At 43.3% G+C, this 10,733-nt stretch carries 11 protein-coding genes and 1 pseudogene; 6 read left to right on the top strand and 6 right to left on the bottom strand.

From position 1 onward, the window contains the following. From FHS19_RS08420 to FHS19_RS08405, 4 genes and pseudogenes are all read right to left on the bottom strand, one after another. Positions 1 to 126: pseudogene (locus FHS19_RS08420) on the bottom strand (DinB family protein); the annotation flags it as partial. Between the two features lies 1 nt (position 127). Next, positions 128 to 628 carry a GNAT family N-acetyltransferase gene (locus FHS19_RS08415; RefSeq protein ID WP_183581274.1) on the bottom strand — a complete coding sequence of 167 codons (501 nt, stop codon included), beginning with the start codon at positions 626 to 628 and terminating at the stop codon, positions 128 to 130. Between the two features lie 311 nt (positions 629 to 939). After that, complete coding sequence (locus FHS19_RS08410) at positions 940 to 1,395, bottom strand: NUDIX hydrolase (protein ID WP_183581272.1); 456 nt, start codon at positions 1,393 to 1,395, stop codon at positions 940 to 942. A 407-nt stretch (positions 1,396 to 1,802) separates the two neighbouring features. Beyond that, the gene (locus FHS19_RS08405) at positions 1,803 to 2,204 is read right to left on the bottom strand and encodes a cytidine deaminase (protein ID WP_183581270.1); all 402 of its coding nucleotides are present in this window, start codon (positions 2,202 to 2,204) and stop codon (positions 1,803 to 1,805) included. A 331-nt stretch (positions 2,205 to 2,535) separates the two neighbouring features. Between FHS19_RS08405 and FHS19_RS08400 the strand changes: the two genes are divergently transcribed. Both FHS19_RS08400 and FHS19_RS08395 read left to right on the top strand, forming a co-directional pair. Then, positions 2,536 to 4,626 (top strand): penicillin-binding transpeptidase domain-containing protein, encoded by a 2,091-nt coding sequence (locus FHS19_RS08400; RefSeq protein ID WP_183581268.1) that lies wholly within the window; start codon positions 2,536 to 2,538, stop codon positions 4,624 to 4,626. Positions 4,627 to 4,755: 129 nt separating this feature from the next. Then, entirely contained in the window at positions 4,756 to 5,052 is a 297-nt protein-coding gene (locus tag FHS19_RS08395) for a hypothetical protein (RefSeq protein ID WP_183581266.1), read from the top strand. A 31-nt stretch (positions 5,053 to 5,083) separates the two neighbouring features. On the opposite strand, the gene FHS19_RS08390 is transcribed toward FHS19_RS08395, so the two are convergent. Next, positions 5,084 to 5,413, bottom strand: coding sequence for a hypothetical protein (locus tag FHS19_RS08390; RefSeq protein ID WP_183581264.1), 330 nt, complete (start codon positions 5,411 to 5,413; stop codon positions 5,084 to 5,086). Between the two features lie 1,482 nt (positions 5,414 to 6,895). Between FHS19_RS08390 and FHS19_RS08385 the strand changes: the two genes are divergently transcribed. The 4 genes from FHS19_RS08385 (at position 6,896) to FHS19_RS08370 (ending at position 9,994) form a co-directional block, all read left to right on the top strand. Beyond that, positions 6,896 to 7,339, top strand: coding sequence for a YhjD family protein (locus tag FHS19_RS08385; RefSeq protein WP_183581262.1), 444 nt, complete (start codon positions 6,896 to 6,898; stop codon positions 7,337 to 7,339). 450 nt (positions 7,340 to 7,789) lie between these two features. Next, complete coding sequence (locus FHS19_RS08380) at positions 7,790 to 8,041, top strand: hypothetical protein (RefSeq protein WP_183581260.1); 252 nt, start codon at positions 7,790 to 7,792, stop codon at positions 8,039 to 8,041. Between the two features lie 311 nt (positions 8,042 to 8,352). Beyond that, a complete protein-coding gene (locus FHS19_RS08375) occupies positions 8,353 to 9,462 on the top strand; it encodes a YrpD family protein (protein WP_183581258.1) in 1,110 nt (369 codons plus the stop codon). A 49-nt stretch (positions 9,463 to 9,511) separates the two neighbouring features. After that, positions 9,512 to 9,994, top strand: coding sequence for a copper amine oxidase N-terminal domain-containing protein (locus tag FHS19_RS08370; protein WP_183581256.1), 483 nt, complete (start codon positions 9,512 to 9,514; stop codon positions 9,992 to 9,994). Positions 9,995 to 10,226: 232 nt separating this feature from the next. On the opposite strand, the gene FHS19_RS35260 is transcribed toward FHS19_RS08370, so the two are convergent. Continuing rightward, entirely contained in the window at positions 10,227 to 10,724 is a 498-nt protein-coding gene (locus tag FHS19_RS35260) for an AbrB/MazE/SpoVT family DNA-binding domain-containing protein (protein WP_183581254.1), read from the bottom strand. Between the last annotated feature and the right edge of the window lie 9 nt (positions 10,725 to 10,733).

Genomic DNA, 10,733 nt, shown 5'->3' with positions numbered 1-10,733 from the left:
CCGTTTGTCTTCGGCAATTTGCGCGGTTGTCCAGCTTCCGAAAGGAGGAATGAACAATTCCTGGTCAAAACAGGACAGAGGCGTCTGATCCCCTCTTGCAATCGGAGCAGTGGTCATGACGCGTTCTTCAATAAGAATCAAAATTCCTATTCGTAAAAGATTGTACATATTTGTTTAGATCTTCTCGAAACACTTCAGTATACTGGCCAGCGGTATAGTGGTTTACTACGTCCCGCCAAAAATGTATTGATGGTACATTTGTTTTCATCTGGACTACTTTCCAATTAGCACGGTATAGATTAAATGCTTGTACTGCCGCCAACTTTCCTAATCCTCTTCTTCGGTATTTACTTAAGATCAAAAAATCATAAATAACATGTGTTGGATCAGGGTCAGTATCGAAATTTTCAAAGAGGATAATTAAAAAACCTATAATCCGCTTTTCACTCCATATCAAAAAAGGATTCCACCGTGGATCTTCCCAATAATGTTCCAAGTCAATTTCAAAGCGCCCTTCAAGGCCTAAATCTTCTTCGGAATACGGACTAAAATCATATTGGTAATATTGATAAAGATTATAGAGGACGTCTTTGTTTTCTATATCAACAGCCTTAAGTGTTATTCCCATGATCGTTTCCCCACTTTTAGAATAATATAACACAGCCTTTATTAGAGTGTTGGAAAAAAATATCATTGAACTATCCTGCCCGTTAGTTGAGAAAAAAGGCAACAGACTAAAAAGCCGGTTGCCTTAAAATGACTTCATTGAGCTAACGTTTCCCGTTAGTTGAATGACATCATGCTGGTTTTGCCTCGCTTAAAGCAAGATAGTCGTTTGCTGCGCTGCTCGGTTAGCCGGGTGCAAGGTTGTCCGGATGATCCTCTTCGAAATGCCCCTGACGGATCATAGGCCGAATGGCCTGATGAGTGAATATGGTTTCATCTGTTGTTGCCCGCTTCTTCGAGTTGACCCGCTAATATACCAGCTCTTTTTATTATTTCAATCCGTTCTTCTCTTCCTTCAATAGTCTTTATCATATCTATTGCTGTTTCAAAATTTGTAATTATATAACCAGTCTTCTCAAATCCTACGGGAATATCAGTAAACCTTTTGACTTGAGTTAAAAAATAGGCTGTATACGTTTTTGTTTCTTCCCAAAACCAACAGGCAAATGGAATTCTTCTATCCATTATTTCTATACCAGCTTCTTCAAGCACTTCCCGATCCAGACCATCTTGTAAAGTTTCATTCGTTTCTAATCTCCCACCTATTGTAGTTAGAACTCTCTCATCTCGATCCCAGACCATCATTAGATTTCCATTATCAAATACAGGTATACAATGTACACCAGCTATCGGATAATCTACGGGAAGTTCAGAAATAAATCTTAGCATCTCTGGTTCTCCTTTAAATGGTTTTATTCAAAAGGTATTTGGGCAATTGCAGATAACGTCTTATTCACGAACTTCGTAAATAATCCATATGTAGGGTTTTCGCGAAAACTCTTGAGTAATCCTGCCCGTTAGTTCAACAAAAACAGCAGCCATTACTAGCCGGCTGCTATTTGTTGTTTTGAAGTATTGTTCCCCGCTAGACAAATGACGAAGGTCCTTTTAAGGAATGCGCCACATCCTTCCCCACCGCTTAGTCGGTGCGGATGTGTCCGGCTGATCTAGCTTCCCCGACTCTGAAATGGCTCTCCGAAATCTATTCTAGCTTCTTGCTGGTTCGAGGGGCAAATGCTCGTAGCGTTAACATGTTGTTATACGTAGTTTCTATTTCTTGCAATTACCTACAACTATTATTCCGAATACGCTTGAGACCAATGGAAAGGCTGTATTTCTTTTAACTTTTTAAATATTATACTTCCGTCATTTGTGAAAATTGCAGCTTTAACTTCTCCTCCAAAGTAAAAAAGTCTTTCTTGACATATACCGCATGGAGTAAGCACTTTATAGTGAGACTTCTCATCATCCCGTACAACACAAATTGAATGAGTTATTTTTTCGTTTATTTTGTGTGCTTCGCAGATTGCTCCTGTCTCCATACATAATTCAGTCGAATCATTAATCACTCCTGGAGCAATACTTGTCAATATTGTTCCATGATCAGTCAGCATTGCAACTGCTCCTCCCCATCCTTCAGGATATCTATTTTCAATTAATTCTACTGCTGCTTTAAATAATTGCTTTTCAATATTCATGAACTTTCTCCTTTTGTTTATAGTTTTTGGGCAATTTACGTATGGCATCTTACTCACGATTTTCGTAAATAATTCCATATGTAGGGTATTCGCGAAAACTTTTGAACTATCCTTCCCGTTAGCTTAATGTCCGAATCCAGTTTAGTTTTGGAACTCCGTCGTCTTTGCTGAAATGTGATTTCCAAGCATCGCCATTTATGGTCTTTTGTATTAAACTTGTTCTGGGGTGATGTTATGATCAAATTAAAAAGAGTTAAAATAAATTTTAGAAATCAGATGAACAAGGCACAAAAAGATTATATTGAGGATTTAGAGCTTGTGAGGGTCGAGTATGATTAAAAGAATAAAATTTCGCACACTGCTCCTAGGAGGATTCATCACCATCATCTTTGTTGTTCTGTTAATTCGTGTATTTTTACTGCAAGTTATCAATGGGGATGAGTGGCATGTTCGTGCGGTGGCCCTATGGACGAAAACAGTCCCGATTCCGGCTTCCCGCGGTATGATCACGGACAGGAATGACGATATTCTCGCATCCGACGTGCCGGCCTATACAGTAATCGTCAATCCCGCTGTTATCCACGAGAACGGGCTGGGGGACGAGATTGTAGAGGGTTTGCACAAAATTTTGGGCAAGGCTGAAGGCGAGCTTAAAGCCCTCGTGACAGCCAAAGACAAAGATGGAAATTACCGGACAAACCGGGAGGTCCGGAACGAAGGGTGGAAAATTGACGAAACGAAGAAGGCCCAGATCGATGAACTCAACAATGAGTTGAAGGTGCAGCTTAACAAAGAGAAGAAGGTGCTCGAAACCGGGCTGGACATGATCAAGGAGCAGAAACGGTATTATCCGAAAGGGACGCTGGCGGCTCATATTTTGGGTTATATCAACCGGGATGGCGAGGCTGTTGCCGGACTTGAGGCAAGCGAAGATAGTTACCTCAAAGGCACCTCAGGACTCATGAAATACGAAAGCGACAGGCAAGGGGACCAACTTCCCCAAGCGAATATGGTGTACAAGCCGGCTGTTAATGGTAAAAATTTAAAGCTGACGATCGACGACACGATCCAGTATTTTATCGAAGACGCGATGAAAGAGACGTACGAGAAGTACAAGCCAATCAGCATGACGGTCATCGCAGCCGATCCGAAGACAATGGATATTCTCGGGATGGCCAACCTGCCGACGTTCGACCCGAATACGTATTGGGACCCCGCGAATGAACAGAAGGACTTCTTCAACTATGCCGTCAAGGCTACGTATGAGCCGGGTTCGACGTTCAAGATCGTGACGCTCGCCGGGGCGGTGCAAGAGAAGTTGTTTAACCCGAACGCCACTTACCAGTCCGGACAAATCTATGTCAAAGGGACTCATACGCCGCTTCATGACATTGTCCGCTCAGGTTGGGGGCAGATCACGTACCTGGAAGGCGTGAAACGCTCCAGTAACGTCGCCTTCGTCAAACTGGGCTCGGAAATGCTCGGGAAAGACCGGCTGCTGAAATATATTAAGGATTTTGGTTTCGGCCAGAAGACAGGCATTGAGTTGCCCGGTGAAGTCTCCACCATGATCAATCTGCCGGGTCCGGTCGAAGTGGCGACCGCGTCCTACGGACACGGCGTGTCCGTGACGCCGATCCAGCAGCTGGCGGCGATCAGCGCGGTGGCAAACGGCGGTAAGCTGTTGAAACCTCATATTATTAAAGAAGTCACGGACCCGGATACCGGGAAAGTAACCCAATCCTCAAAGACAGACGTCGTCCGACAGGTCATCTCTCCGGAGGCCGCCAAGGAAACGAGCAGCTATCTGGAGCAGGTCGTGGCGGACCAGGTGATCGGTACCGGACGAGAAGCCTATATCGATGGCTACCGCGTCGCAGGTAAAACAGGTACCGCGGTCAAATACGGTCCCGACAAAAATCCGGATTATTCGAAATCCGTCGTCTCCTTTATCGGCTTTGCTCCGGTAAACGATCCGAAGATCGCCCTCATCGTCATCGTGGACCAGCCGAACGACCCGAAGGCCGGCGGCGGCAAGGTGGCTGCTCCGATTTTCAAAAAAATCGTATCCCAGGCCCTGCCGTACATGGGTGTGCCGAAGGCCACCACGAAGAAAACGGCGGACGGCAAAACGACAGTGGATCGCCCAGCCGCTCCGACGCTTACGAAGCTGGCCGTCAAGGATGCGAAGCAGAAGCTGCTTAACGTGGGCATCGACTTCGAGACGATCGGCAAGGGCACCTCGGTCATCCGGCAGTTCCCGGCAGCGGGAACCCCGATGATTCCGGGGCAGCGCATCTATCTGCTCACGGAGGAAACCGATAAGATGACGGTACCGGACCTAAAAGGCGAATCGCTACGCGATGCGCTGGATATTCTCACCTTGCTGAAATGCTCGGTTACCGTCCAAGGTGAAGGTTAACGAAAATTACTAAACAAAGCCCCTTATTCAAGGGGGCTTTGTTTGATTCTCCAATTAAACAATCAACCGAGGAATAAAAATTATTTGTTGGGAAACAATTACATTCATGAAAGGTGGTAAATAAATCAAATGTTCAAAAAAATATCTTCACTAATTTCTCTAGGAACAGCAATCTCATGCCTATTAGTATCTACAGGTTCGGCAAATCCTGGCGAATATGGTGTTTCTGAACACAGATATATAGGCCCAGAAGAAAACTTTCAACAACAACTTGCAACACAAGCAATCTATACAGACTTTGGTGAATTTGTTCGAGTTAAAAAAAAGGGTGATTTTAAAGAAAAGGAAATCGCACGTTCCTTTGAAGAGATTAATTCAAAAACTAAAGAATTGGTCTTTGACTATGGAGTTTTTATAAAAAAATGAGGAAGCGATTTTACATTGCTTCCTCATTTTTTTAATTGACGTATCCGTTACCATCTACATCTGGAATACCTTGATTTACTATTCGGAAATAATATGTTCCAGCAGGCGCATTTGTAAAAGTTAATGTTGTATTTGTACTTGTATAGTTTTTATTAACAGAAAGGGTAGCTACTATATTCCCATTTCTCATTAAATTATAGCGAACATTTGCGGTACCTCCACTCCCACTCACAGGATATTGCACAAGAGTAAGCTTTATATCTTGAGTAGATGAAATCGTAAATGCGTCTGTATCAATGGATTCATTCGGGTATAAATCATGGAAGGTATAGCTCATTTTAGCGGCAAATGGAACAACCATATCTCCTATATTACTCGTACTTTCACTTGTCTCGGGTGCAATAGTTGCTTGAATCAGCATACGCACTAACTGAAGTTAAGGACATTAGAGCAATAAGAGCTAAAGAAAATACCGTTCTTTTCACTTTTTTCATTTACAGCCCCCACCTTATTCCGAATATGTAATTCTTTCATCTATAAAACTATCATTATGGATCAACTTATTGAATAGTTAAAATTACCCATTTTATTGAAAATATTTCAAAAAATATGGTGGATATAGTCGAATTTTAAGATCAAAGCAATAAACATATGTACAAAATATTTCATTTGATGAACCGTGTCTGCGCCCGCTGGTTCACGAGCCAAGAAACACGAAAAAACGGCCCAATCGCGATCGATGCGAACAGAGGCCGTTTTTTTGTAGCTTACGGCATTTTGAAAATCGCAAATCACGAAAACAAAGTGAGAGCGTTGAGAGGGCCCATTTAAACCCCTGCTCTGCCAGCGATGGGGTTCTCGCTTCGCTCGATTCCAGAAATTTGGCTGCGTGGCCAATCCACCTGCAGAGGCTCAAAAACGAAACAAAAAAGCCGCCGGATGCTTTCCGAACGACTACGGATTATATGGTAAAATGGGGGGCGACATGATATGGTCCACGATGGCTGTCCGTGTTGAGCCATGGTAAAACTTGACGTTCTGTGATGCGCCATGACAGGCCAAGTCATGGTGCGTGGACTAGGGACACATAAACCGTATGAAGGCGCACGTTCTTGCTTTCACTTTAACCCTTGCATCCGTTACCTTAAGAAATCCGGAGTTTTTTCAAAAATTGCCGATTCTTTTAAAAAAAGAGGAATCGCTTTTTCTTTTTGGCACTTCGTTGTTCCTGGAGCTCTCGTAGTAATATCATCAAATGTTCATCGTGATTTTTGAGATACTGCTCCATCTGCTTCTTCTGGTCATCCAAGGTCCAACAAAGGAGCGATCGTACACTGTTCTATGGAAACCAAAACAAAAGAGAAATGGGTTAATTGCCACATCGCGGTTCAATGGATCCTCATCTACTGGACCCTATTCCACTTTACCTTAACGGGAACCGTTTATGTAGAGATCAATAACCGAGTCCGAGTGAATACAGTGTTTCCGCTTTTGGTTGCACTGACCAATCTTATCGTCCTGTACAGAAAAAGGACCCATCATACACAGCAAAATAAACAGCCTTCGGAACCTTGACCCCCCCAGTAATGGGTGATACGATATCCGGGAATCACCTTCTATGGCGTCAGGTCGTTAAACAGCCAATGGATGCACCAGGGGCTCTGGTTGGTTGAAATCTCCACAACGGAGCCTTTGCCTTTTTATTGACCCTATTTCAGAGAAATGTTAATTTAAAAGTAACCCTTAGATGAGTTATTGATAAACACCTGTAACAAAGCATGTACATCAAACGGCTGTCCTCCATTACCCGGAGGGCAGCCGTTTCCTATGCAGAGGTGATGTAATGGAAAAGCGTGGACCCATCACGGCAGAGGATACCGCTCTGGTTAAACGTTATCTGATCGTCCCCATGATCCTGGACGCGTTTGAACGCGATAAACAAATCATCGAATCCGGATTGCTCAAGTCCCCCACGCTTTACACGGATTTAATCGACAAGGCTATGGAGCAGGCCACAAAAGAATTAACTTACGTACGACGGGCCTTTAAAGAACATGGCATCAAAGTGTATGACGAGAGAAAAACACGAAAAGGCGTAGAAGCGAAATACCTGTGCCGGGGATACCATAAGGAAATGTCCATGCTTTGGACATTCATCTCAGCAGAGGCGACCGTGCTGAGGCGGCTGTTTCTGGGGTTGAATATCGAAACAATTGTCGATCGGAATATTCCGGAAGCGATGCGGCAGGTCCCCAAACTGTTTTACCAAGAAAAGACCAACTCATGATTAGAGTTGGTCTTCTTCATTAAGGGGTACTGCCAACAAACGGGAAAAACGTACGCTAAGGAAAGAAATCCAGTAAACACACCGATTTTCCGTACACTAAGGAATGCAGCACAAAGTCAATTGTGTTGTATTGTTCGGGGATTCAAGCCCACACCATCTAACGCAAATAATTTAGCCGTTTACGGCTGAATCACAATGCAACACAATTGTTAGCGTACGATTTTCGCGTTTTGCTGTCTCTACCCCAAAAAGTAAAAAACAAATAATATGAAAATACTTACATAAAAATCATTTACGAAAGCTAAAAGAACATGTTATATTTTCCAAGGATGTTCCTATCTTTTTTTTGAAATAAAAGTAATTTTAACCATGAGGAGGATTGATTATAAAACTAAAAGGGACGGTTGTAGCAGCGACTATTGCTGTGAGTTTTGGTTCTAGCCTTTTTATATGAATTTGCCAGCCAGTGCAGATAAGGTTACTTCTTATGGCGCACTGGAGAATGACCACGTTGTAAAAAGCGCTGAAATGCAGTCTACTGCCTTTAGTGCTCAGCAACTGATCACCCCAGAAATGGAGGCAAATGCCCAAAAGGCCATTTTCGACTCTTACGGTAATCAGGTGAATGTAGGCGACGATCAAGGTCGTCAACCGTCTCACGTTCGCTCCGCAGCAACCAATAACGGCGGAAATGGAGGATAATTCGAAGAATGCAATTGAAGCGTCCCTACTTCCGTCCGAAAATCCCAGCCCTCTAAGCGTGCAGTCTGCTGCAATCTCGTATTCATTCACAAATTTATTGCCTGGGCACTATTCAAGCAGAACCCATCGAGGTTCAAAAACAAAAAAACTTTTAACTGTTACCAAACTTCCCTAGCATCTATTCGTTTATAGAGAGGGGAGTATTCCGGTCAGGACTGTACCTAGTTAAGAATAAAGTGAGGTGGTAAGGAAATAGTTATTTCGTCTTTAACGAACCAATAACAAAATCAGGAAAGTGGATGGTGGTCTTTGTGAAAAAACTAGTATTTTCGGCGACTTTTGCTCTTATTCTTGCAATTCCTACTGTTACATCTGCGCAAACAACAACACAGACTGAAAATATCCCTGACCAATCAGTGAGTTCCATGCCTAACGTTGTTCTCTCTAACTATGGGGAGAAAGATTATTCGAATGAGACTCTAAATTCCATGGTTGCACACGCAAAAAATGTACTAGAGAAAGAGAGGGCAATAACGTTACAGAGTAGCAATTCAGATCAACAAACAAGCAGTCCTCCTTCCTATGCATATTATTCTTTAGACCCCAATAACAGCTATCTGTACGAAGAACCCAGTGGTGGCACACCTCAATTAGTTTTGTTCGATAACACCCAAAACGCAGAACAACAATTAGCTCCATTAGCTTCGGGTCAAACGGATTTTATTTCCGATGGTGTTGGGGGAAGGAATTATATAGCACCATCCGGTTCATCTAGCTCATATTTGATGAGTTCACTGCAGTTGCCGGTTGATTCCTATGTTGTTCCTAAAACTGCGGCTTATAATTACATCGGGTTTACTAATTCCCAGTATGAAGCTGACTTGGGAACGGTTTTCGTGACAGCAGCAGGTCCAAGTAGTAACGAAAAAGGCTGGAGACTCGCTTTTAATGCTAAACACAACGGCTCCAAACTGACTTCGAGTTATGAGTCTGGTTATAATGAAATGTGGGATAAAAATGCATTTCTCTCCAATTCATCAGTCACACTGGTGGCATGGTATAATTATGCGCAGACTGTTAATAGCATAACGACTCACACCATTCGCTTAAAGATCACGGGCAAGGCCACCTGTGCAGACCACGCTTGCAATAACCCAAATGACACTTCGTTAATTGCAATAGCCGACTCTCCTGATTTAGGATCCAATGCAGCGACTTCAATTACCCATTGGAAGGTACTTTCAACTGTAGTGTCAACGGACAATACAGGGAGAAACAAAGGGATATTTTCTAACATCAATATAAACGGAACAGCCGTTCCCAGCAGTTCATTTTCAGCCCCTGAACAGGATCACGCATTGATAACGCGTACCAATAATAATGTTACAATTGATGTGGACTCTAACACATATAAACTTTAATTATTTAGGTTTTAGTTCGAAAATTACTTGTGGTTTGGAGTGATGAAGGTTGAAATTTAAGTGGAAGCAATCGTGTTGGTTGTCTGTTATGTTGGCTGTATTTCTTCTAGCCGTTTTCTCACCAAGCACGGTACAAGCAGCCCAGGTAGCTGTTCACGGCTCGGTTATAATTGATGGTAAGGAACTTAAAATGGATCCCAAGCCGATTGTAATTAATGGCAGCGTTATGGTTCCATTTAGGCAACTCTTCACAGCACTGGGACTGACAATCGATTGGGTTAAGACGGATGAAAAGACCCAAACGGTAACTGGGAAGAATGGGGATACTGTCATTCAATACCAAGTCTCAGCTAGTAAATGGACGGCTACTTTGAATGGCAAGGAAATTGAATTAACGCAGGGCCCTTTTATTGACCCCGAGACGAGCACGCTGTATGTTAACTTGCGTTTCATTAGTGAATCCGTTGGAGCAGCGGTAAGTTGGGATAACATCCATAAAATCGTATCCATCGACACAGTAAAAGATAAGTAAGTCCAACTAATTGGGCTGATCAAGACTGACGGACTTCGAAAGGCAGTTAGGTGACTACTGGGATCAAGTTACATGACGACACAATGAATGACGAGAGACACCCAAGGCTCATTCATTTCGTTAGAGGCGACGGCCGTTACTGGGGCGTTAAACAACACATGTTGATCGGAATATTCCGGAAGCCATGCGGCAGATCCCAAAACTGTTCTACCAAGAAAAGACCAACTCATGATTAGAGTTGGTCTTCTTCATTAATGATTCGAACTAACTGGCTTACATAACCTGGGGTAACCCCGATCATCCTTGCCCATTCACTTTGAGAAGCCTGAGGGTAGGTCCGCATAACATCGGCCAATTGCCTCAAAACTTCCTCTTTTTTTCTTCTTGTCCTTTTTCCTGTTTCCTCTGACGGCGTCTCTGATGGCTTTTCAGACGACTTCTCTACGCTTTCTAAAGTGACAGCACTTTCAAGCCGGCCTAGGGTTTCTAACTCCATTTCCCGTTTACAGGACTGGCAGACATACCGGCCCCGGAAATAGCTTAACGACTCCATCGACTCGCAAAACAAACAACCGGTGTTATACTGACGCAACATTAATTGGTTTTTCTCATCATCCACAAAAATCTCGAGCGGATCTCCTTCATTGATCCCCATTACGCGCCGCAATTCCATGGGAATCACGATCCGGCCGAGTTCATCTACCAGCCGGACAATACCGATGCTTTTCATCCAATTCAC

The organism is Paenibacillus rhizosphaerae (assembly GCF_014192015.1).
Taxonomy (GTDB): Bacteria; Bacillota; Bacilli; order Paenibacillales; family Paenibacillaceae; genus Paenibacillus_AQ; species Paenibacillus_AQ rhizosphaerae.
The sequence above is the reverse complement of the archived record's forward strand: the minus strand, read 5'-3'. Positions and strand labels throughout refer to the sequence as shown.

What these genes read in the sequence shown, in the direction of transcription:
- FHS19_RS08415 (WP_183581274.1), bottom strand. Translation starts at nt 628, where the DNA reads ATGGGAATAACACTTAAGGCTGTTGATATAGAAAACAAAGACGTCCTC.
- FHS19_RS08410 (WP_183581272.1), bottom strand. Translation starts at nt 1,395, where the DNA reads ATGCTAAGATTTATTTCTGAACTTCCCGTAGATTATCCGATAGCTGGT.
- FHS19_RS08405 (WP_183581270.1), bottom strand. Translation starts at nt 2,204, where the DNA reads ATGAATATTGAAAAGCAATTATTTAAAGCAGCAGTAGAATTAATTGAA.
- FHS19_RS08400 (WP_183581268.1), top strand. Translation starts at nt 2,536, where the DNA reads ATGATTAAAAGAATAAAATTTCGCACACTGCTCCTAGGAGGATTCATC.
- FHS19_RS08395 (WP_183581266.1), top strand. Translation starts at nt 4,756, where the DNA reads ATGTTCAAAAAAATATCTTCACTAATTTCTCTAGGAACAGCAATCTCA.
- FHS19_RS08390 (WP_183581264.1), bottom strand. Translation starts at nt 5,413, where the DNA reads ATGGTTGTTCCATTTGCCGCTAAAATGAGCTATACCTTCCATGATTTA.
- FHS19_RS08385 (WP_183581262.1), top strand. Translation starts at nt 6,896, where the DNA reads ATGGAAAAGCGTGGACCCATCACGGCAGAGGATACCGCTCTGGTTAAA.
- FHS19_RS08380 (WP_183581260.1), top strand. Translation starts at nt 7,790, where the DNA reads ATGAATTTGCCAGCCAGTGCAGATAAGGTTACTTCTTATGGCGCACTG.
- FHS19_RS35260 (WP_183581254.1), bottom strand. Translation starts at nt 10,724, where the DNA reads ATGAAAAGCATCGGTATTGTCCGGCTGGTAGATGAACTCGGCCGGATC.